Raw genomic sequence first — 19,979 nt, forward strand, 5'->3', positions numbered from 1 at the left:
ACCTAACCGGCTGGATGGTAAAACGGGAGATCATGAACATGCTCAAGGGATTGCGCATCGCTTTGACGGCAGGTGCCGCATTTGCAGTGGCAGGCGCTGCATATGCAGCCGACAGGGTGCAGACCAAGGACGTCGCGGTCAGCGTCGATACGCTGGCAACCGGGCTTGATCATCCCTGGGCTGTCGAGGTCATGCCCGATGGCGCTTATCTCGTCACCGAACGTCCCGGCAATATCCGGATCATCCGCGATGGCAAGGTCTCCGAACCGCTTGCCGGCGTGCCCGAGGTCAGCGCCCGCGGCCAGGGTGGCCTGATGGATGTGGCGCTCTCTCCCGATTTTGCCCAAAGCCGCATTTTCTATTTCACTGCCGCGACTGCCAATGCCGGGGGATCCGGCACCGAAGCCTTTTCCGCAAAGCTCTCGGCCGACGAAAGCAGGCTCGAGGACGTGAAGCCGATCTTCACCATGGCGAAATTCACCGGCGGCAACATCCAGTATGGCTCGCGCATCGCCATCGCTGGTGATGGCAGCCTGTTCATCAGCGTCGGCGACCGCGGCAGCCGCGACCGTTCCCAGGACTTCAAGGATGACGCCGGCTCGATCATCCATGTGAACGCCGATGGCAGCATCCCCGCGGACAATCCTTTCCGCGACGGCGCCAAGGCACGGCCCGAGATCTGGTCGAAGGGTCACCGTAACCCGCAGGGCATCACTTTCGATGCCGCCGACGGCAACCTCTACACCGTCGAGCACGGCGCTCGCGGCGGCGACGAGATCAATCTCATCGCGCCGGGCAAGAATTACGGCTGGCCCGTCATCACCTATGGCGTCGATTATTCGGGCGCCAAGATCGGCGAAGGCACGGCCAAGGAAGGACTGGAACAGCCCCTCCACTATTGGGATCCATCCATTGCCCCCGGCGCCATCGCCGTCTATCGCGGCAAGATGTTTCCCGAATGGGATGGAGACATGTTGGTCGCCGCGCTGAAATTCCAGCTGTTGTCGCGCATGCAACGCGATGGCAGCGGCAAGTTCGTTGGCGAGGAGCGCATGTTCGAAGGCCAATACGGCCGCATCCGCGATATCACCGTCGCACCCGATGGAGCATTGCTGATGGTGACGGACGAGAGCGACGGCGCCTTGCTGCGCGTCTCGCGCGCTGCAAACCAGGACGGCTAACCGCCCCTAAGCTCGCTGCGGACAACGAATTTCAAGCCCGAGCATATCTCGTCGATGGCGCAGACTTTCACATCGACGAGACCGGTCGGCAGCAGCACCTCCCGCAGCACATCTTCAGCAATATCGGTCGGCAGCTTCGATGCCTTCTTGGGCCAAGATATCCAGATCATCCCGTCAGGTTGCACCAGCTGCCGCAATCGCGGCGCCAATGCTTCCAGCGCTGCACGCCGGGTCTCGAAGATATGGATGTAGTCGAAGCGTGCCTCCTCTTCAGGCGCCACTACTTCGACCCGGCTGAAATCCGTGAAGCCGTTAAGCGCTGAGACGCTTTGGGGCACGCCGATCAGCAGCGCTGCCTGCCCTGCCTTCAGTCCCAGCTTCTTTTCGAGCGGCGTTCCCGAATAGCCGGCGCTCATCGGCTTAGCCGTGCCGGCTGATGGCAAAACGTCCTGCCGTTATGCTCTGTCATGCGATCACCCTTGAGACCGAACTCTCCGTTTATTCCGGCTTGCTGAAACAAAAGGCAACTGCTAACCACGGTTTCATCACTCTCCCCGCATCGAGGAATGCCATGACTCGCGTCCAAGCGAACCTGTTGCTGTTGCTTGCGGCCGCCATCTGGGGCGGCGGGTTTGTCGCGCAATCGACGGCGATGGAAGCCATCGGCCCGTTCTGGTTCATTGGCCTGCGTTTCGCAGTCGCCACCGCCGCCGTCCTGCCTTTCGTCTTTCTGGAAAGCCGCAAGGCGAAGGTAAAAACCAGCAAGCGGCAGCTCGGCATCTATCTTGCGATCGGACTGGCCCTCTTCGGCGGCGCCTCGACCCAGCAGATCGGCTTGCAGACCACATCGGTCACCAATTCGAGCTTCATCACCGGCCTCTACGTCGTCTTCGTCCCGGTCATCGCGGTACTTTTCCTGCGCCGCCCGCCGCACTGGATCATCTGGCCGGCAGCGGCCATGGCGATCGCCGGCATCTTTCTTCTATCGGGCGGCCATCTCTCGGCACTCACGGTCGGAGACGGATTGACGGTCATCTGCGCCGGCTTCTGGGCCATCCAGATCACCCTTGCCGGCATCACCGTCAAGGAGACCGGCCGGCCGCTGGCGCTCTCGGCATCGCAGTTTGCCGTCACCGCGGTCTGCGCCCTCATCGCCGCCGCCGTCATCGAGCCGATCAGCCTCGACGCCATCCGCGGCGCAGCACCCGAGATCCTCTATGTCGGCATCTTCTCGTCGGGCGTCGCCTTCGTGCTGCAGGTCATCGGCCAGCGCTACACGACGCCGTCGCAGGCGGCGATCTTCCTGTCTTCGGAAGCGCTGTTCGGCTCGTCGCTGGCCGCCCTCATCCTCGGCGAAACCATTCCGCCTGTCGGCTATATCGGATGCGCGCTGATGTTTACCGCTATGCTTGTGGTCGAAATCGTCCCGGAATTGACCCGCCGCCGCACCCAGCCTGCCTGAAACCGCATCCACTACGCGCACACGGCTTGATTCGAAAATTTTTTTCGAATGCTCCGATAACCCGCTAGCGTTGTGTTTTTGGGAAAATCTCCTCACAAAATATATTGCAGACGATACAAAACGTTAATCATGCGCGCGCGGGGAGCGATTTTTTGCGTTTTGGCGCAAATAGGATACCCGGCGGGACTGTGCTTCCGACAACACGTTAAAAAACTTTTGCTTGCCAATTCTCAATAATCGCAGCAATCTCGGGGCGTTCGGGCATTTTGCGAGCATGGGAAGTCCTTAAGAAAGTGCGCGCCGGAAACGCTAATATTCCGGTCAGCCAGTCTCAATAAGATGGGGAATAATCCCACCACGAGACAGGCCGAGGTAGAGGGGACCTTTTTCTCGAAATTCAAGAACTGCCTGCCAACGCTCCGGAAGGGGCTTAATTGATGCTGCCCGTGTGGATGGCGGGCAGAGAGAAAAGGACCTGACGCATGGCCGAGACTGGGACTGTGAAATTCTTCAATACTGACAAGGGCTTCGGCTTCATTAAGCCGGACAGGGGTGGCGCGGACATCTTCGTCCACATCTCTGCCGTTCAGGCTTCCGGCCTGGCCGGTCTGACTGAAAATCAGAAAGTGAGCTTCGACACGGAGCCGGACCGCCGTGGCAAGGGACCGAAGGCCGTCAATCTTCAGATTTCCGGCTAAATCCCGAAACAACGCGATCTATTCGAGTGGAAGCCCGGCAGAGATGCCGGGTTTTGTTATTCAGCATCCGTTCAGATAACCGCCACTATCGTCTCATCCTAACGGCGCAGGAACCCGCTGCCGCTTTGAAGAGTTTATAGACAGCACTTCTCGCTGTCTTGGAAAGTAGGACAAGGTCATGAACAAGATCGCAAAGACACTTATTCTGACGGCCGCAGCCGCCGCTCTCAGCCTTTCCGCTGTCAGCGAAGCCTCCGCCGACAGCTGGCGCCGTCACCACAACAACGACGCCCTCGTTGGCGGTGCTGTGGGCCTCGCAACCGGCCTGATCGTTGGCTCGGCAATCGCCAACTCGAACCAGCCGCGCTACTATTACGACGAGCCGCGCTATGCCGAACCGGTCTACGAGCCGGAATATGACGCGCCGGTCTATCGTGCGCCGCCGCCGCGCTACTACCAGCCGGTCCGCGCTGGCCTTGAGCCCTGGACGCCGCAGTGGCAGCGTTATTGCTCGTACCGTTACCGCAGCTTCGACCCGGGCACCGGCACCTTCATCGGCAACGATGGCCGCGAACATTTCTGCACCGCTGGCTGAGTTCGCAAGCTGTAGCGAATAACGAAGCGCCGCTCATCGAGCGGCGCTTTTGTTTTGTCAGATGCTCTGCAGAAATGGATTGCTGCGCCGCTCGTCGCCGATCCGGCTCCCTGGCCCATGACCGCAGATGAAGCCGACGTCATCGCCCAGTGGCAGCACCTTCTCGCGAATGGACTGAAGCAGCTGCTCGTGATCGCCGCCCGGAAGATCAGTGCGGCCGATCGAGCCGTTGAACAGCACGTCGCCGAGATGGGCGAAGTTTTGCGCGCGGTTGAAATAGATGACATGCCCGGGCGCATGGCCCGGCGTGTGATAGACCTCAAATTCGTGGCTGCCGAAAGACACCTTGCCGCCATCTTCGAGCCAGCGATCAGGCTCGACATTCTTCAGCCCCGTTATGCCGTATTTCTGCTGCTGCGTTTCGATCCGCTGCAGTAGCGGCAGGTCATCCTTGTGCGGACCGACGATATCGATACCGAGCGCCGCTTTCAGATCCTTCGCTCCGCCGGCATGGTCGAGATGGCCATGCGTCAGCCAGATTTCCTTGATCTTGAAGCCGTTCTCCTTGATCACCTCCAGGATCGCCGGAACGTCGCCGCCCGGATCGACGATCACGCCCTCCTTGGTATCGGGGTCGAAAAGAACCGTGCAGTTCTGCTGGAAGGGTGTCACCGGAATGATGCCGGCCTGGAGCATGCCCATGTGTGCCTCTCTTGTTTCAGGCCCTAGCTATAGCCGGAAAGCCGTCCGTTGAAAGCAGCTTTTGCCCAAGCCTCACGCGGCCGCGACAGGCCGTAACAACAGTTCACAGCGCAAGAGCAGGTTAAAAATCCAGCGATAACTTGGACACATCAATGACTTATGGAAATATCGCCCGAAGGTGGAATTAATAGAGCGGCCGGTTTTGGAACCGGAAAGTGAACGGTGCGTTTCCAGCCCAGCAAAAAGGAGAAATGGAAATGACCATGACGAGAAACCTTTTCCTGGCAGGCGCCGTGCTTGCCGCAAGCGCTGGCTTTGCCAATGCGGAAATGGCCGCCACGGCCATCAACGATCTCAACGTCCGCGCCGGCCCCGGCCCCCAATACCCATCTGTCGGCATCGCAACCCGCGGTTCTGCCGCCTATCTCGATGGCTGTATCGAAGGTAGCCGCTGGTGCCGCGTCGATGTGAACGGTGTTCGCGGCTGGGTCTATGCCGATTATCTGCAGGTCGAGCGCGAAGGCACGCCTGTCGTCGTACAGCAGAACCAGACAACGCTTGGCGTCCCCGTCGTTACCTACGAAAGCACGTCGAGCGTGGTTGCCACAGATCCGCAGCCTGTCGATCCGCAGCCCGGTGACGAACTGATTGGTCCGGTCGGATCGGTCGAGGAAGTCACGCCTCCGGAGATGGTCCGCACCTATATCGACACCAATCCCGGTCAGACTGTAGAGCTTGGCGGTCAGGTGGTCGTCGGTGCCGAAGTGCCCGATGACGTGACGTTCCAGGAAATTCCGGACTATCAGTACCGCTATACGCGGATCAACGACCGGCCCGTCCTGGTTGATCCCGGCACGCGCCGCATCGTCTACGTCTATCAGTAAGACCGGCCGGACGTTCCGCAATGAAACAGAAAAGGCGTCCGCCTGGCCGCCTTTTTGTATTTCTGTGGACAAGTTACTCCGTAAAGGTTGCCGCAGGTGTGAACAGGAGAGTGCAGCTGCAGTCTATCCTCCGGCGGCGCATGCCATCCCTTGTTGATTGTTGTCCCATTTGCGTTTTATCGACTGACGCCGCCGGGAAAATATGCCTTGTATTGGGAAGCGGAGATCGGCCGGCTTCAAAAGAGGCGGGTCGAGGCCGATACTCTGCAAAGTCCGGGGGAACTGTCGGCAGCATAGATTTGCATCGGATAATGCTGAGCAGTTGTCTGCGCGCATTTCCCGGAACGCATTGGATGAGAAAGGAAATGACGTGCCGGCAAGACAGACAGGCCCGAAAGCAGGCAAGCCTGAACCGTTGGCCACGCCGATGGAAAACACCGGCATCATCGACTTCGAGATCATCGAGCTGTTCTTCTTCGCCTACCGCGATTTCGTCTCCGATCCGGACGCGATCCTCGAAACCAGCGGCTTCGGACGGGCGCATCACCGGGTGGTACACTTTGTTAACCGTGAACCCGGCATGACCGTTGCCGATCTTCTGGATACATTGAAGATTACCAAGCAGAGCCTCGCTCGAGTGCTCAAACAGCTGATCGATTCTGGATACATCAGGCAAGTCGCAGGCCCGGAAGACCGGCGCCAGCGCAAACTCTATCCGACAAAGACGGGGCGCGAACTGGCGCTTGCTCTGGCGGAGCCGCAATCGCGCCGCATTGAGAGGGCATTCGACAATGCTTCTCTTGAGACGCGCGAGAGCGTGAAGGCATTTCTGAGGGGCATGCGGGACAGGCAAACATCGAAAGCGGACTGAATGACGGGAAAGACAATCATTTCAGATGATGCGGCGCATTTGCTTGTCGTCGACGACGACACACGCATCCGGGCGCTGCTGAACCGTTACCTGACCGAGAACGGCTTCAGGGTAACCGTGGCGGCAGATGGCGCCGAGGCGCAGCGCAAGCTTGCCGGCCTCGACTTCGACCTGATCATCATGGACGTGATGATGCCGGGAGAGTCGGGCATCGACGTCACCCGCGGATTGCGGACGATCAAGAACGTTCCGATCATCATGCTGACAGCGCTGGCAGAGTCGGACAATCGCATCGCCGGGCTTGAGGCCGGCGCCGACGATTATCTGTCGAAACCTTTCGATCCGCGCGAGTTGGTGCTGCGCGTCAACAACATCCTTCGCCGCAACGCATCGGATGCGCCGAAGATCGAGCAGATCATGTTCGGCCCCTATACCTTCTCGCTGACTCGCAAGGAGCTGAAGAAGGCGGCCGAAGTCATCCGCCTGACCGATCGCGAGCAGGAAATCATGCTGCTCTTCGCCAAGCGCGCCGGCGACACCATTCCGCGCCACGAGCTGATCGGCGACGATGTCGAGGTTGGAGAACGAACCATCGACGTGCAGATCAACCGTCTGCGCCGCAAGATCGAGGACGATCCGGCGAACCCTGTCTGGCTGCAGACGGTTCGTGGTATAGGATACAGGCTGAGTATCGATTGAAGCTCCGGACGTCAGGATCGCAACTGAGATGGTGACTTTCGAAAGCCTGCGGCGCGAAGAGCGCTTGCCCGCCACCGGCTGGAAGTGGTTCGCGCGCTTTCTGCGCCGCCGCCTCCCCACGGGCATCTACGTCCGCTCGTTGCTGATCATCATCATGCCGATGTTGCTGTTGCAGTCGGTGGTCGCCGCCGTGTTCATGGAACGCCACTGGCAGATGGTGACGCAGCGGCTGTCGATGGCCGTCACCCAGGATATGGCCGCGATCATCCAGATCATCGATACCTATCCGCAGGACGCCGACTATACCGCGATCACGCGGATCGCCCGCGAGCAGATGAAGCTGCAGATTTCCGTCGAGCCTGATGGCGATCTGCCCCCGCCGCGCGAAAAACCGTTCTTCTCGATCCTTGACGGCATCCTGTCCGATGAGCTCACCGACCAGATCAAACGGCCCTTTTGGCTCGATACGCTCGGCGATTCCAATCTCGTCGAAATCCGCATCAAGCTGGACGGCAAGATCCTGCGGGTTCTGACCAAGCGCAATCAGACATACGCCTCGAACACTCACATCTTCATCGTCTGGATGGTCGGCGCCTCCCTGGTGCTGATCGGCGTCTCCATCCTCTTCCTGCGCGGCCAGATTCGGCCGATCCAGGCGTTGGCCGCCGCCGCGGAAAGCTTCGGCAAGGGCCAGAAGGCCGAGAACTTCTATCCGCGCGGCGCCGACGAGGTCCGCCGCGCCGGCCTCGCCTTCATCCTGATGCGCGAGCGCATAGAGCGGCAGATGGAGCAGCGCACCGCCATGCTGACGGGCGTCAGCCACGACCTGCGCACCATCCTCACCCGCTTCAAGCTGCAGCTGGCGCTCGCTGGAAACAATCCCGACCTGCAGGGCATGGCCGACGACGTCAACGACATGCAGTCGATGCTCGAGGCCTACATGGCTTTCGCCCGCACGGAGGTGGAGGAAGATGTCGGCGAGCTGAAGCTCAGCGAGATCATGGAACGGATCGAGGCCGACTTCTCGCTCCACGAAAAGGCCCTCACCTATTCAATCGAAGGCGACGACGAGATTTCCGTCCGCCCCAACGCCTTCACCCGGCTGGTCATGAACCTCGCCTCGAATGCACGCCGCTACGCCAGCTCCTTGAATATCGAGGCCAAGCACAGCGCCAAGTGGCTGACGCTGACCTTCGACGACGACGGCCCCGGCATTCCCGAGAAGAACCGCGAAGACGTCTTCAAGCCGTTCTTCCGCCTCGACGAAGCCCGCAACCTCGACGATTCAGGCACCGGCCTCGGCCTCGCCATCGCCCGCGACATCGCCCGCAGTCACGGCGGCAACGTGACGCTCGGCGACAGCCCGTTGGGTGGCCTGCGCGCCATCATCCGCGTTCCCGCGTGAGTGCCCCACAATGACCGCTTTCAATGAGATGACCTGGCTCAACCCACCTGTTTCAGCGGATGTCCGCGACGGCGCGCTGCAGGTGCGTTCCGGCGAGAAGACAGATTTCTGGCAAGGCACCTATTACGGGTTCCACCGCGACGACGGGCATTTCCTGCATCAGCTACACAAGGGCGATTTCACCGCCGAGGTGAGCTTCTCCGGCCGCTACGAGGCGCTTTATGACCAGGCGGGACTGATGATCCGCGCCGATGAGAAGCGCTGGATGAAATGCGGGATCGAATATACCGACGGCGCGATGCATTTCAGCACCGTCGTCACCAACACTCATTCCGACTGGTCCGCCTTCCGCATCGACCACGCCTTCGACGTTATGTCCGTCCGCGTCACCCGCAACGGCGACGCGCTGTTCATTCAGTACCGCACGGATGTCATGACCGAATGGCGCATGGCGCGCCTCGCCTGGTTCGACCCATCGATAGAAGAGCTGCAGGTCGGCCCCGCCTTCTGTTCACCGCAACGCGGCGGCTTCGAGGCAACATTCCATTCCTTCACGCTGACCGACCCGGTCTCGCGCGATATCCATTGATTACATCAGCTTCTTGCCGTTCGGCACCGGCTTGTCCGTTGCCGCCAGCACGATCGCGCCCGCTTCGTCTTCAAAGCCAAGCGTCAGCACTTCCGAGCGGAACGGACCGATCTGGCGTGGCGGGAAGTTGACGACGCCGAGCACCTGGCGGCCGACGAGGTTGTCGAGATCGTAGTGCACGGTGATCTGTGCCGAGGATTTTTTGACGCCGATCTCGGGGCCGAAATCGATCAGCAGCTTGATCGCCGGCTTGCGCGCCTCGGGAAATGGCGAGGCTTCGATGACGGTGCCGACACGGATGTCGACGCGCTCGAAATCGGCATAGGTGATCTCGTCAGCCATATTGGGTCAGCCTGCCAGTTCCTGCGCACGCGTGCGCGCCGCCTCGAGAGCTTCGTCGAACAGCGGCTGCATTCCCTTCTCCGCCATCAGCACAGCAAGAGCCGCGGCAGTGGTGCCGCCCGGAGACGTAACATTCTGGCGAAGCTTGGAAGCGTCGTCGGGGGACTGGTGGAGAAGTTCACCAGCCCCCGCGACCGTTTCCCGTGCAAGACGCATGGCCAGGTCCGCCTGCAGGCCAAGTTTACGGCCTGCCTCAGCCATGCACTCGACGAGATAAAACACGTAAGCAGGGCCGCTGCCCGACAAGGCCGTAACGGAATCGATGTCGGACTCGGCCGGAACCCACTCAACTGGACCGGATACGCGAAGAAGAGAATGGACGCGATCGCGCTGATCGGCGCTGACCTTGGAATTGGCGAAAGCGCCGGTGACGCCGCGGCCGACCATGGCGGGCGTATTCGGCATGGCGCGAACCATGGCCGCTTCGCCGAGATGCTTTTCCAGGAAGCCGAGCGTCTTGCCAGCAGCGACCGAAACCACGACCGTGTTCGGCCCGACCGTCTTCTTCACTGGCGGCAGAACCGCTTCCATCACCTGCGGCTTGACCGCGATGAACAGGACGCCGGCCTTCAGACCATCCGGAGCCGCCGTCACATGCGTGGCACCGGCATCGGAGATCGTCTTCATCATCGCCGGCGACGGGCCAGGATCGACGACGACCACGGACGAACCCGGCACGCCGTTCTTCAGCCAGCCGGAGAGCATCGCGCCCCCCATATTGCCGGCGCCGATGAGAACGATGGGATCAGAAGACAGGCTGGACATGAGGAATTACGCTTCGCCGACAGTTTCGAACAGAACGGCTTCCATCGCCTTGGCGGCATCGAGGCCGGACCAGATGACGAACTGGAATGCCTGATAATAGACTTCGCAGGTATCGAGCGCGCTGGAAAGCAGCACTTCGACCTGACGGTTGGTGGGTTCCGCGCCACCGGCCAGCAGCAGCGACTGACGGAAGATCACGACGTCTTCCTGGCGCCACAGGTCGAAATGGCCCATCAGCACCTGACCGTTGATCGCCGCGAGCAGCTTGGTGACCTCGTTGACCCGATTTTCCGGCACCTTGATATCAAAGGCGCAGCCGAGATGCAGGGCTTCGAACTCCTCCATCCAGGAAAAGGAGATGTGGTAATCGGCCCACTTCCCCTCGACCGTCATCGCGATCTCGTCCTCGCCTGACCGTTCAAATGCCCAGTCATTATTGGCGGCGACGTACTCGATCATATCGACCGGGTTCGACTGACGCTCGAATTCCAATTCCATCAGGCTCATGCAGCACCTTCTTGACCGGGAATGAATGCGACTGACTTGGGTCTACAAAACACAAGCAAAGCACACGCAAATACCGGAACACCATTTCGATGACCCTTGAACCGCAACCCAGACTTAACGCAGGAAACCTGCCTGGAGCTTACCGCCGTCCGGTTCGAATCATCATTTAAAATCAGTGTATAATCAGACCGGCGACAAGCCAGCCCCCGACCGGGCTATTTCCCGAAAGGTACTGTGGACAGCTTCTCGAAATCAGATTCAGGAGGGGGAGATAAGCGACTCTGCCCATTGGCTTTTTTGGCAGTGTCCACAGGTGGATAAACCCACCCGATTTTCTGTCTGAGATGCGGCGTGTCGCAAAAGCGCCACACCACATCTTGTAGCAAAACGGGAATTATTTCTTCTTTGCGGCCAGTTGCGCCTCAAGCGCCGCGACTCGTGCCAGCAGCGCATCGTTCTCGTCGCGCGCCTTGATGGCCATCTCGCGCACGGCTTCGAATTCCTCGCGCTTGACGACGTCCATGCTGTTCAGCCAGCGCTCGGCCTGAGCGCTGAAGGCCGTCTCGACCTCCTTGCGCACGCCCTGGGCGGCGCCGGCTGCGTCGGTCATCAACTTTGCGAATTCGTCCATGATGCGGTTTGTTCCAGTCGTCATGGCAGTCTTCTCCTTCGCACGACAAGTTTCCTCAGGCCCGTAGCCTCTGAAAATGGAGGTAGGGCTTCGCCGTTAAGGATGCAAGCGCTTTGCTCTGGATAAGAGCCCGCCTCGCCCTGCCCTGCCTCACAATCGACTTGACCGCCTCGTATCGCAACGCCATGTTCCGCGCACATCAACGGGTGGGAAAGCTTTGCCGACTGCAGCCAATCTTATGGCAATCATGCCGTTTCCGGATATCGATCCGATCGCCTTCTCGATCGGCCCGCTCGCCATCCACTGGTATGGCCTAGCCTATGTCGTCGGCATCATGCTCGGCTGGTCCTATGCGCGCCGCATCGCCGGCAACGACAGCCTGTGGCCGGGCAATGCTTCGCCGATCACCAAGGCGCAGCTCGACGATTTCGTTGTCTGGGCCGCCCTCGGCATCGTTCTCGGCGGCCGCATCGGCTACATCCTCTTTTATGACATGCCTGCGGTGATCGAGAGCCCGATCCGCGCCATCCAGATCTGGAACGGCGGCATGTCCTTCCATGGCGGCATTATCGGCACGACGCTTGCGATGATCCTGTTTGCCCGCAAGAACAGCATCCCGATCTGGAGCCTGTTCGATATCGTCGCCGGTGTCGTTCCGATCGGCCTGTTCTTCGGCCGCATCGCCAATTTCATCAACGGTGAACTCTGGGGCCGTCTCGCCGATGTGCCTTGGGCCGTCGTCTTCCCGACCGGCGGACCGTTCGCCCGCCATCCGAGCCAGCTTTATGAAGCGGGCCTTGAGGGCATCGTGCTTCTCTCCGTTCTGGCGCTCCTGATCTACGGCTTCCGCGCGCTGAAATCGCCGGGCCTCATTTCCGGCGTCTTCGTCTGTGGCTATGCACTGTCGCGTATCTTCGTGGAATTCTTCCGCGAGCCGGATGCGCAGCTTGGCTACCTGCTCGGAACCGGCTGGCTGACCATGGGGATGGTTTTGTCCTTCCCGATGATCCTACTTGGCCTCTGGGCGATCATGCGCGCCCGCCGCCAGGTCGCGCTGCAGAACTGAACGCAGACCGGACGTGACCACCATGACCACCGCACTTGGTGAAAAGATCAAGGCGATCATCCAGGCGAACGGCCCGATCAGCGTGACCGATTACTTCTCGCTGTGCCTCGCTGACCCGGAACACGGCTACTACCGTGTCCGCGAACCCTTCGGCCGCTCCGGCGATTTCGTCACCGCCCCGGAGGTCAGCCAGCTCTTCGGCGAGATGATCGGCGTCTTCATCGTTCACGCCTGGCAGCAGCATGGCACGCCGGCAGGTGTCCGCCTCGTCGAGATCGGCCCCGGCCGCGGCACCATGATGTCGGACATGTTGCGCGTCATCGCCCGTCTCGCCCCGCCGCTCTTCGAAAACATGAGCGTGCATCTGGTCGAGACCAGCGAGCGGCTGCGCGACGTCCAGAGCCAGACGCTCGAGGCTCATGATGGCAAAATCACCTGGCACAATGATTTCGACGAAGTCCCTGACGGATTCACGCTGATTGCTGCCAACGAACTCTTCGACGCCATCCCGATCCGCCAGTTCGTCAAGACACCGACCGGCTTCCGTGAACGCATGGTCGGCCTCGACGCCGAGGGCGAGCTGACATTTGCCGCCGGTGTTGCCGGCATCGATCCGGCGCTGCTGCCAGATGGCGCGCAGACCATGCCTGCAGGAACGCTGTTCGAATTCTCGCCTGCCCGCCAGTCGGTGATGATCGCCATCTGCGAGCGCCTCAAGGCCTTCGGCGGTACCGCGCTCGCCATCGACTACGGCCACCTCGTCAGCGGCTTCGGCGATACGCTGCAGGCGGTGCGGATGCATGAATTCGACCCGCCGCTCGCCAATCCCGGCGAAGCCGATCTGACCAGCCATGTGGATTTCGAACATCTGGCCAGAACCGCCGTTGCGGCGGGACTGCATCTGAACGGTGCGCTGCATCAGGGCGACCTCCTCGTCGGCCTCGGCATTCTCGACCGTGCCAGCGCTCTTGGGCGCGACCGCGAGCCGCGGACCCAGCAGATCATCCAGAGCGCCGTCGACCGGCTGGCAGGTTCGGGTGAAGGCCGCATGGGCGAGCTTTTCAAGGCGATGGCGGTCTCCTGTCCGGCCGTCGATCTCATGCCTTTCCGCCCGGTGGATTGACAGAGCGCGCCGCCCTGCGCCAACATCCGGCGCAATCGACAATGCTTCACCGGACGATCCGGTGAACAATGACCCCGTTCTAAACATCCCGGAATCGCTGATGCAAAACGCGGCTTCACCCGCACCGATCGAAAGCGCGCTGCTGAAACAGGCTGCGAACGACGCGATCATTCATGGCTACTTCACCCGGCAGGGCGGCGTCTCCGAAGGTCTCTACCGCGGCCTCAATGTCGGCCTCGGATCGAACGACAACCGCGACCATGTCAACGAGAACCGCCGCCGCGTCGCCGCCTGGTTCGGCCAGCCGCTGGAGAAGCTGGCCACAGTCCACCAGGTCCATTCGCCCGACGCCGTGACCGTCGATGGAAATTACGATGGCGATCGCCCGCAGGCCGACGCGCTGGTGACGGCCACGCCCGGCATCGTCCTCGGCGTGCTGGCCGCCGATTGCGGCCCCATCCTGTTTGCCGATCCCGAAAACCGCGTTATCGGAGCAGCCCATGCAGGCTGGAAGGGTGCGCTGACCGGCGTGCTCGAAAACACGATCATTGCCATGGAGAAACTCGGCGCCCGGCGCGAGGCGATCGTCGCCTGCCTCGGACCATCGATCAGCCAGGCAAGCTATGAGGTCGGTCCGGAATTCGTCGACCGCTTCGTCACGCAGGATACTGCTTACGCGCAATATTTCATTCCGTCGGCAAAACCCGGTCATTCGATGTTCGACCTGCCTGCCTTGACGGTCGGCCGGTTGACGAAGGCAGGTGTGCGCGCGGAAAGCATCGGGCTCTGCACCTATCCGGACAGCGAGCGCTTCTTCTCGTACCGCCGCACCACCCATAACAACGAGCCGGATTACGGCCGCCAGATTTCAGCGATCAGCATCAGGGAGATTTGAGACAATGGCACTGCACTTCGAACGGAGCGAATTCGCCAGCCGCCTTGCCCGCGTCACCGAGCAGATGCGCGAGGAAAAGCTGGACGCCCTGCTGATCTTCGCCCAGGAAAGCATGTACTGGCTGACCGGCTATGACACCTTCGGCTACTGCTTCTTCCAGACGCTGGTGGTCAAGGCGGATGGCACGATGGCGCTGATCACCCGCTCGGCAGACCTTCGCCAAGCCAAGCACACCTCGATCCTGGAAGACGTCCATGTCTGGGTCGATCGCGTCAACGCCGATCCGACCGTCGATCTCAAGAACCTGCTTGTCGAAATGGATCTGCTCGGCGCCCGCATCGGCATCGAATACGACACCCATGGGATGACCGGCCGCGTCGCCCGCCTGCTCGATGCCCAGCTTTCGAGCTTCGGCCAGATCAGCGATGCCTCCTATCTCGTCAGCCGCCTGCGCCTGATCAAGAGCCCGGCAGAAGTCGCCTATGTCGAGCGCGCCGCAGCCCTCGCCGACGATGCCTTGGATCAGGCAATCCGGCTCACCAAGGCCGGCGCCGACGAAGCCGACATTCTCGCGGCCATGCAGGGTGCCGTCTTCAGCGGCGGCGGCGACTATCCGGCCAACGAATATATCATCGGCTCCGGCGCCGACGCCCTGCTCTGCCGCTACAAGGCCGGCCGCCGCAAGCTCGATGCCAATGACCAGCTGACCATCGAATGGGCAGGCACCTACGCGCACTACCACGTGGCGATGATGCGCACGATCGTCGTCGGCGAACCGACGCACCGTCACCGCGAGCTGTTCAGCGCCTGCCTCGAAAACCTGCAGGCGATCGAAACGGTGCTGACGCCCGGCCACACCTTCGGCGACGTGTTCGACATGCATGCGAAGATCATGGACGAGCGCGGCCTTGCCCGCCACCGCCTGAACGCCTGCGGCTATTCGCTCGGCGCCCGCTTCTCGCCGTCCTGGATGGAGCACCAGATGTTCCATGTCGGCAATCCGCAGCCGATCGAGCCCAACATGTCGCTCTTCGTGCACATGATCATCGCCGATTCCGACAGCGGAACCGCGATGACGCTCGGCCAGACCTATCTGACGACATCGGGTACACCACGGGCGCTTTCGCGCCACGGACTGGATTTCCTCGGCGCCTGAGAGACTTCACCGGCAAGAATCCGGAATTGACACAAGACCATCCCCGCCCGCATAAACTGGGCGGGGCTGATGCGAATGACGGAAGGAAAGCTGGAAGGATGACGCGATCGCTGACTGCGCCAGCACTTCTTGCATGCCTCGCCAGCCTGCTTGCCGCCTGCAATACGACCGATGCGATGACGCCGCTCGTCGATATCGGCGATTCCTCCGTGGCGCCGCGCTCCTCGCCGGTGACCCAGCGCGAAGTCGAGCGCATGGCCGGGTCGCAATCCCGCCAGGCCTTCGCCGCGGAGCCACCGGAAGGCTATCACCCCGCCTATAATCAAGCCTACCGCCCCGGCCCCGGCGCGCCACCGACATCCATGCAGGCGCAGGCTGACGCCCTTTCTGCACAGGCGCCACAAAGCTATCGCGCGCCCGAGGCCATTGAGAGCGAGCCGCTTTCCAACGCCGAAGCCGAAGAGCAGGACATGGGCGACCAGGCGCCGCCGCCGCGCCGGCAGCGTCAGGAGACGCAACAGGTGGCCGCCATCGATCCGGTGGAGTCGGGCTCGACCCGGGGCAACACCGTGCGCTTCCTGCCGATCATCGGCGCGCCCGTTCAGGCCGTCACGCCCCTCTCGCGCCAGCTCGGCTCGGAAGCCCGCTCGCACGGCCTAGCGATCAAGAGTTCCACCGATAACAGCAGCGACTACATCCTGAAGGGCTATCTCTCGGCCTTCACCGATGAAGGCAATGTCACCGTCACCTATGTCTGGGATGTTCTCGACAGCAGCGGCGGCCGCCTGCACCGCATTCAAGGCGAAGAGAAGGTCCCCTCCGCCGCTCAGGACCCTTGGGCCGGCGTCCCCGCCTCGGTCATGCAGCAGATCGGCACCAAAACCATCGCCGAATTCAACGTCTGGCGCCAATCTCAGGGCGGTTAGCAACAGGGTTTTGATAAATATCAAGCCCTGTGTCGCCTTTGCGCTTGCATTCAGAAGCAAGCTGGCTAAAAAGCGCGGCTATCAGCAGACAATAGGCGGGCCAAAATGAAGGTTTTCGCAGGCAATTCGAACCGGCATCTCGCCGAAGCGATCTGCACCTATCTCAATGTGTCCTTGGGCAAGGCCAGCGTCAGAAGATTTGCCGACCAGGAAATCTTCGTCGAAGTTCAGGAGAATGTGCGCGGCGAGGACGTGTTCCTCGTTCAGTCGACATCGTTCCCGACCAACGACCATCTGATGGAATTGCTGATCATGATCGATGCGATGCGCCGCTCGTCGGCCCGCCGCATCACGGCAGTTCTTCCCTATTTCGGCTATGCCCGCCAGGATCGCCGCGCCTCGGGGCGCACGCCGATCTCGGCCAAGCTGGTCGCCAACCTAATCACCGAAGCCGGTGCCGACCGCGTTCTGACGCTCGACCTGCATGCCGGCCAGATCCAGGGCTTCTTCGATATCCCGACCGACAACCTTTATGCCGTGCCGGTCCTGACGCGCGACATCAAGGCTCATTACGACACTAGCAACATCACCGTTGTTTCGCCTGACGTCGGCGGCGTGGTGCGCGCCCGCGCGCTTGCCAAACGCCTCGACTGTCTGCTGGCGATCGTGGACAAGCGCCGTGACCGCCCGGGTGAATCCGAAGTCATGAACATCATCGGCGAAGTCGAAGGCAAGGACTGCATCCTGATCGACGACATCGTCGATTCCGGCGGCACGCTCTGCAATGCTGCCGATGCGCTGCTCGCGCAGGGCGCAGCCAGCGTCACGGCCTATATCACCCACGGCGTTCTCTCGGGCGGCGCGGTCACCCGCATCACCTCGTCGAAGCTGCGCGAACTTGTGATCACCGACACCATCCAGCCGACCACGGCTGTGCAGTCGGCACACAATATCCGCGTCATCACGACCGCCAATCTGATCGGCGAAGCCATCAACCGCACCAGCCAGGAAGAGTCCGTCTCCAGTCTCTTCGACTGACGGTTCCATCTCCAGTCTCTTCGACTGACGGTTCCATCCCTGCCCCGTTCGGAGCGGCGAAGTTGCATTTGCCGCTTCATCAAGTTGACCGTTTCAACTAGGCTTCCCCTGTGATTTGTTTGCACGGGGGAGCAATTGTGACGAACATCCGAAACCATCTGAAAATAGGCAGGCGGCTGGCGCTGATAGCGCTTGTTCCGCTGCTGTCGGCCTGCACCGTCGATGTCGATCCCGGCTACTCACGGCCACCGCCGCGTCCCCGGCCGCCGCAGCCGCAGATGTGCACGATGGAATATGCCCCGGTCTGCGGCGAGCGCGGTGGGCGCACGCAAACCTTCGGCAATGCCTGCCAGGCGCGCAGCAGCGGCTTTATGATCGTTGGACGCGGCGAATGCCGCGGTGGACCGCCACCCTTCCCGCGTCCGGAACCAGACCGTCCCGGCCGCCCGGACTGGCCGGATGGTCCAGGCAGGCCCGACCGGCCTGAAAGACCGGATAGACCCGACCGCCCGGGCCGCCCCGATGGCATCTGCACCCGCGAATACCGCCCGGTCTGCGGCGAACGCGGCCGCCAGACGCAAACCTTCCCAAATGCCTGCGAAGCCGGCAATGCGGGCTTCCGCATCATCAGCGGTGGAGAGTGCCGCCAGTAGGCCGCGCCTCTGCACTCCGGCCGAACGAAAAAGGCCCGCTTCGAAGCGGGCCTTTCTAAATCAGGGCTTGGTCTCTTCGGACGGCGTAGCATCATCCGAGGGCGCCGCGTCGTCAGACGGAGCGGTCTCATCCGGAGTAGCCTCGTCTGAAGGAGCGGCCTCATCCGAAGGATCCGCCTCGTCGGAGGGAGCAGCTTCTTCAGTCGCCGGTGCATCCGGACCCTTGATCTGCTGGCCATTGACGCTGACCGAGCCGTCGCTTGCTACAGCCACATCCCAGCGCTGCGCGCCATCAGGATCAGCCTTGGCAAAACCCTTGATCATCATCAGGCCGAAGGATGCCTGGGTCAGGTCCGGGTTGGTCTTTGCCAGTTCCTGGATGGCGGCGATCGTCTTGTCGTAGTCGCGCGCCACGATCGAAGCATTCAGCTTGTAATCTTTCTGCGTATCGACGCGGCCTTCCAGCTCGCCGGAGACCTCGACGTCATAGACGCTGGACTTGGCGCTGACCTTCGGAAAATCGACCTTCAGAATACCGCCTGGGAAAAGCTTCTCGGCAGCCTGCTGCCCGGCCTTCTCGCTGTCGTCGGTGGACTTGGTGAAATCCATCTTCATGAACTCGTCCGCGAAGGCCGCGAAATCCATGCCGGGAACGCCGAACTGGATATCGAGCGCCTGCGGCAGGAACGCGGTGTAACCGGCAGGAACGAGCGCGCTGTCGAGTGTCACGTCGGCAGCATCCATCGCGACGCCGATACGCGTTGCATTGCTCGGACCATCGACGGTGAAGTGATAGCCGAAGGACTTGGCGCCGCCGCTGCCAACCGCACTGGTGACCGCGAGGTTGTTGAGCTTGATCGTTTCCTCAAGCGAGCTCAGCAGCGGGAAGGCATTGCCGAGCATGCCCTTCAGCTTCGCCTCGCTCTCCTTGGTCAGCTGCTTCTCATCGGCATGATCGAGCACGAAAAGGACCATCTCCTTGATGTCCTTGGCGGCAATGCCATTGACCTTGGCATCGAAATCCAGGCTGTCGGCGGAGATCTGGATCGGCGGCATTTCCTTGCCGCTGACCTGCTCGGCAAAGGCGCTGAACTTGCCGTTGGCGGCAAAATCCAGACGCCCGGCCGTGGCGCTGTCTGCGGAGCTCAGCTTGTAGACCATGTCCCCGAAGCTGGCATTGACGGATTCCGTATCGGTCGTGGAGCTGATCTTCAGGTCCTTGGCGCTGAAATCACCCGAGCGCAGATAGCTGATCGCGGGGTCGAAGACCGAGGTAAAATCCATCTGAGCGATCGAGTAAGTGAAGTCCGTGCGCGCCTTGTCCGGTCCGCCGAAATGGCCGGTCACGTTCAGGTTGTTGTTGCCTTCGAGGTTCCACAGCCCGCTATCCTGCGGTGTCGCGAACATCTTGAACGGCACGAGACCCTTGATCTCGAAATCCTGCTTCTTGACCTTCTCCAGGAGCTTGGCGAAATCATAGGTGATCTCGTAGCGCGAGCCTGCCGGCTTCACGGTGACCGGCTGGCTCTTGGCGATGTCCTTCGGCAGCAGGTGATTGAGATTGTCACGGATGGCGTTCGCACCGTCCTGACTGATGTCAGCGGCGGACGCTCCCGTGGCCAAAGCCAGAACAATGGCGCTCGTCGCCGTGATAAGCCTGTGACGCATCTCGATAATTCTCCCTTGGGGCATGAAGGCGCGCATGTGAGATTGCCAGAGGCCGGATGTCAA

General features: G+C 61.3%; 23 protein-coding genes. 16 read left to right on the forward strand and 7 right to left on the reverse strand.

All coding sequences use genetic code 11. The features are described from left to right. Nucleotides 1-38 precede the first annotated feature (38 nt). Nucleotides 39-1,181, forward strand: coding sequence for a PQQ-dependent sugar dehydrogenase (locus AC1DNK_RS07560; protein ID WP_477940907.1), 1,143 nt, complete (start codon nucleotides 39-41; stop codon nucleotides 1,179-1,181). Here AC1DNK_RS07560 and AC1DNK_RS07565 read toward each other — a convergent pair. After that, nucleotides 1,178-1,597 carry a DUF3052 domain-containing protein gene (locus AC1DNK_RS07565; RefSeq protein ID WP_477940266.1) on the reverse strand — a complete coding sequence of 140 codons (420 nt, stop codon included), beginning with the start codon at nucleotides 1,595-1,597 and terminating at the stop codon, nucleotides 1,178-1,180. The genes AC1DNK_RS07560 and AC1DNK_RS07565 overlap by 4 nt on opposite strands. Before the next feature lie 155 nt (nucleotides 1,598-1,752). On the opposite strand from AC1DNK_RS07565, the gene AC1DNK_RS07570 reads away from it, so the two are divergent. The 3 genes from AC1DNK_RS07570 (at nucleotide 1,753) to AC1DNK_RS07580 (ending at nucleotide 3,936) form a co-directional block, all read left to right on the forward strand. Next, the gene (locus tag AC1DNK_RS07570; protein WP_477940268.1) at nucleotides 1,753-2,643 is read left to right on the forward strand and encodes a DMT family transporter; all 891 of its coding nucleotides are present in this window, start codon (nucleotides 1,753-1,755) and stop codon (nucleotides 2,641-2,643) included. 482 nt (nucleotides 2,644-3,125) lie between these two features. Then, nucleotides 3,126-3,341, forward strand: a complete 216-nt coding sequence (locus AC1DNK_RS07575; RefSeq protein ID WP_003581120.1) for a cold-shock protein — start codon at nucleotides 3,126-3,128, stop codon at nucleotides 3,339-3,341. Between the two features lie 178 nt (nucleotides 3,342-3,519). Next, nucleotides 3,520-3,936, forward strand: a complete 417-nt coding sequence (locus tag AC1DNK_RS07580; protein ID WP_112386286.1) for a BA14K family protein — start codon at nucleotides 3,520-3,522, stop codon at nucleotides 3,934-3,936. A gap of 57 nt (nucleotides 3,937-3,993) precedes the next feature. Here the strand turns inward: AC1DNK_RS07580 and AC1DNK_RS07585 are convergent, their stop codons facing one another. Further along, nucleotides 3,994-4,638, reverse strand: a complete 645-nt coding sequence (locus tag AC1DNK_RS07585) for an MBL fold metallo-hydrolase (RefSeq protein WP_477940272.1) — start codon at nucleotides 4,636-4,638, stop codon at nucleotides 3,994-3,996. 257 nt (nucleotides 4,639-4,895) lie between these two features. On the opposite strand from AC1DNK_RS07585, the gene AC1DNK_RS07590 reads away from it, so the two are divergent. The 5 genes from AC1DNK_RS07590 (at nucleotide 4,896) to AC1DNK_RS07610 (ending at nucleotide 9,086) form a co-directional block, all read left to right on the forward strand. After that, nucleotides 4,896-5,522, forward strand: coding sequence for a DUF1236 domain-containing protein (locus tag AC1DNK_RS07590; protein WP_477940274.1), 627 nt, complete (start codon nucleotides 4,896-4,898; stop codon nucleotides 5,520-5,522). 427 nt (nucleotides 5,523-5,949) lie between these two features. Then, entirely contained in the window at nucleotides 5,950-6,393 is a 444-nt protein-coding gene (locus AC1DNK_RS07595) for a MarR family winged helix-turn-helix transcriptional regulator (RefSeq protein ID WP_112386341.1), read from the forward strand. Further along, a complete protein-coding gene (locus AC1DNK_RS07600; protein ID WP_477940275.1) occupies nucleotides 6,394-7,092 on the forward strand; it encodes a response regulator in 699 nt (232 codons plus the stop codon). Nucleotides 7,093-7,120: 28 nt separating this feature from the next. Further along, entirely contained in the window at nucleotides 7,121-8,497 is a 1,377-nt protein-coding gene (locus tag AC1DNK_RS07605; RefSeq protein WP_477940277.1) for an ATP-binding protein, read from the forward strand. A 10-nt stretch (nucleotides 8,498-8,507) separates the two neighbouring features. After that, nucleotides 8,508-9,086: a DUF1349 domain-containing protein gene (locus tag AC1DNK_RS07610; RefSeq protein ID WP_477940279.1), complete on the forward strand. Its 579-nt coding sequence runs from the start codon at nucleotides 8,508-8,510 to the stop codon at nucleotides 9,084-9,086. Here AC1DNK_RS07610 and AC1DNK_RS07615 read toward each other — a convergent pair whose 3' ends face one another. The 4 genes from AC1DNK_RS07615 to AC1DNK_RS07630 form a co-directional block, all read right to left on the reverse strand. Next, nucleotides 9,087-9,428, reverse strand: coding sequence for a tRNA-binding protein (locus AC1DNK_RS07615; RefSeq protein ID WP_112537855.1), 342 nt, complete (start codon nucleotides 9,426-9,428; stop codon nucleotides 9,087-9,089). Between the two features lie 6 nt (nucleotides 9,429-9,434). Continuing rightward, entirely contained in the window at nucleotides 9,435-10,253 is an 819-nt protein-coding gene (gene proC / locus AC1DNK_RS07620) for a pyrroline-5-carboxylate reductase (RefSeq protein WP_477940282.1), read from the reverse strand. A gap of 6 nt (nucleotides 10,254-10,259) precedes the next feature. Next, nucleotides 10,260-10,760: a type III secretion system chaperone family protein gene (locus AC1DNK_RS07625; RefSeq protein WP_310294402.1), complete on the reverse strand. Its 501-nt coding sequence runs from the start codon at nucleotides 10,758-10,760 to the stop codon at nucleotides 10,260-10,262. 394 nt (nucleotides 10,761-11,154) lie between these two features. Then, nucleotides 11,155-11,415 carry an accessory factor UbiK family protein gene (locus tag AC1DNK_RS07630; RefSeq protein WP_112386278.1) on the reverse strand — a complete coding sequence of 87 codons (261 nt, stop codon included), beginning with the start codon at nucleotides 11,413-11,415 and terminating at the stop codon, nucleotides 11,155-11,157. A 193-nt stretch (nucleotides 11,416-11,608) separates the two neighbouring features. On the opposite strand from AC1DNK_RS07630, the gene lgt reads away from it, so the two are divergent. The 7 genes from lgt (at nucleotide 11,609) to AC1DNK_RS07665 (ending at nucleotide 18,248) form a co-directional block, all read left to right on the forward strand. Continuing rightward, nucleotides 11,609-12,457, forward strand: a complete 849-nt coding sequence (gene lgt, locus AC1DNK_RS07635) for a prolipoprotein diacylglyceryl transferase (RefSeq protein ID WP_477940283.1) — start codon at nucleotides 11,609-11,611, stop codon at nucleotides 12,455-12,457. 22 nt (nucleotides 12,458-12,479) lie between these two features. Continuing rightward, entirely contained in the window at nucleotides 12,480-13,580 is a 1,101-nt protein-coding gene (locus AC1DNK_RS07640) for a class I SAM-dependent methyltransferase (RefSeq protein WP_477940909.1), read from the forward strand. Nucleotides 13,581-13,680: 100 nt separating this feature from the next. Beyond that, the gene (gene pgeF, locus AC1DNK_RS07645; protein WP_477940285.1) at nucleotides 13,681-14,475 is read left to right on the forward strand and encodes a peptidoglycan editing factor PgeF; all 795 of its coding nucleotides are present in this window, start codon (nucleotides 13,681-13,683) and stop codon (nucleotides 14,473-14,475) included. Between the two features lie 4 nt (nucleotides 14,476-14,479). Further along, the gene (locus AC1DNK_RS07650; protein WP_477940287.1) at nucleotides 14,480-15,631 is read left to right on the forward strand and encodes a M24 family metallopeptidase; all 1,152 of its coding nucleotides are present in this window, start codon (nucleotides 14,480-14,482) and stop codon (nucleotides 15,629-15,631) included. 98 nt (nucleotides 15,632-15,729) lie between these two features. Next, entirely contained in the window at nucleotides 15,730-16,557 is an 828-nt protein-coding gene (locus AC1DNK_RS07655; protein WP_477940289.1) for a hypothetical protein, read from the forward strand. A 105-nt stretch (nucleotides 16,558-16,662) separates the two neighbouring features. Beyond that, entirely contained in the window at nucleotides 16,663-17,595 is a 933-nt protein-coding gene (locus AC1DNK_RS07660) for a ribose-phosphate pyrophosphokinase (RefSeq protein ID WP_112386272.1), read from the forward strand. Nucleotides 17,596-17,741: 146 nt separating this feature from the next. Continuing rightward, nucleotides 17,742-18,248: a Kazal-type serine protease inhibitor family protein gene (locus AC1DNK_RS07665; protein ID WP_477940911.1), complete on the forward strand. Its 507-nt coding sequence runs from the start codon at nucleotides 17,742-17,744 to the stop codon at nucleotides 18,246-18,248. A 60-nt stretch (nucleotides 18,249-18,308) separates the two neighbouring features. Here the strand turns inward: AC1DNK_RS07665 and AC1DNK_RS07670 are convergent, their stop codons facing one another. Continuing rightward, nucleotides 18,309-19,916: a hypothetical protein gene (locus tag AC1DNK_RS07670; protein WP_477940290.1), complete on the reverse strand. Its 1,608-nt coding sequence runs from the start codon at nucleotides 19,914-19,916 to the stop codon at nucleotides 18,309-18,311. Between the last annotated feature and the right edge of the window lie 63 nt (nucleotides 19,917-19,979).

It is taken from the genome of Rhizobium sp. 01N424, assembly GCF_056399485.1.

Coding starts and splice junctions, on each gene's coding strand:
- AC1DNK_RS07650 (WP_477940287.1), top strand. CDS start 14,480: ATGGCACTGCACTTCGAACGGAGCGAATTCGCCAGCCGCCTTGCCCGC.
- AC1DNK_RS07640 (WP_477940909.1), top strand. CDS start 12,480: ATGACCACCGCACTTGGTGAAAAGATCAAGGCGATCATCCAGGCGAAC.
- AC1DNK_RS07565 (WP_477940266.1), bottom strand. CDS start 1,597: ATGAGCGCCGGCTATTCGGGAACGCCGCTCGAAAAGAAGCTGGGACTG.
- AC1DNK_RS07610 (WP_477940279.1), top strand. CDS start 8,508: ATGACCGCTTTCAATGAGATGACCTGGCTCAACCCACCTGTTTCAGCG.
- AC1DNK_RS07570 (WP_477940268.1), top strand. CDS start 1,753: ATGACTCGCGTCCAAGCGAACCTGTTGCTGTTGCTTGCGGCCGCCATC.
- AC1DNK_RS07670 (WP_477940290.1), bottom strand. CDS start 19,916: ATGCGTCACAGGCTTATCACGGCGACGAGCGCCATTGTTCTGGCTTTG.
- AC1DNK_RS07580 (WP_112386286.1), top strand. CDS start 3,520: ATGAACAAGATCGCAAAGACACTTATTCTGACGGCCGCAGCCGCCGCT.
- AC1DNK_RS07595 (WP_112386341.1), top strand. CDS start 5,950: ATGGAAAACACCGGCATCATCGACTTCGAGATCATCGAGCTGTTCTTC.
- AC1DNK_RS07615 (WP_112537855.1), bottom strand. CDS start 9,428: ATGGCTGACGAGATCACCTATGCCGATTTCGAGCGCGTCGACATCCGT.
- AC1DNK_RS07575 (WP_003581120.1), top strand. CDS start 3,126: ATGGCCGAGACTGGGACTGTGAAATTCTTCAATACTGACAAGGGCTTC.
- AC1DNK_RS07605 (WP_477940277.1), top strand. CDS start 7,121: ATGGTGACTTTCGAAAGCCTGCGGCGCGAAGAGCGCTTGCCCGCCACC.
- proC (WP_477940282.1), bottom strand. CDS start 10,253: ATGTCCAGCCTGTCTTCTGATCCCATCGTTCTCATCGGCGCCGGCAAT.
- AC1DNK_RS07585 (WP_477940272.1), bottom strand. CDS start 4,638: ATGGGCATGCTCCAGGCCGGCATCATTCCGGTGACACCCTTCCAGCAG.
- AC1DNK_RS07655 (WP_477940289.1), top strand. CDS start 15,730: ATGACGCGATCGCTGACTGCGCCAGCACTTCTTGCATGCCTCGCCAGC.
- pgeF (WP_477940285.1), top strand. CDS start 13,681: ATGCAAAACGCGGCTTCACCCGCACCGATCGAAAGCGCGCTGCTGAAA.
- AC1DNK_RS07600 (WP_477940275.1), top strand. CDS start 6,394: ATGACGGGAAAGACAATCATTTCAGATGATGCGGCGCATTTGCTTGTC.
- AC1DNK_RS07660 (WP_112386272.1), top strand. CDS start 16,663: ATGAAGGTTTTCGCAGGCAATTCGAACCGGCATCTCGCCGAAGCGATC.
- AC1DNK_RS07590 (WP_477940274.1), top strand. CDS start 4,896: ATGACCATGACGAGAAACCTTTTCCTGGCAGGCGCCGTGCTTGCCGCA.
- AC1DNK_RS07630 (WP_112386278.1), bottom strand. CDS start 11,415: ATGACGACTGGAACAAACCGCATCATGGACGAATTCGCAAAGTTGATG.
- AC1DNK_RS07560 (WP_477940907.1), top strand. CDS start 39: ATGCTCAAGGGATTGCGCATCGCTTTGACGGCAGGTGCCGCATTTGCA.
- AC1DNK_RS07625 (WP_310294402.1), bottom strand. CDS start 10,760: ATGAGCCTGATGGAATTGGAATTCGAGCGTCAGTCGAACCCGGTCGAT.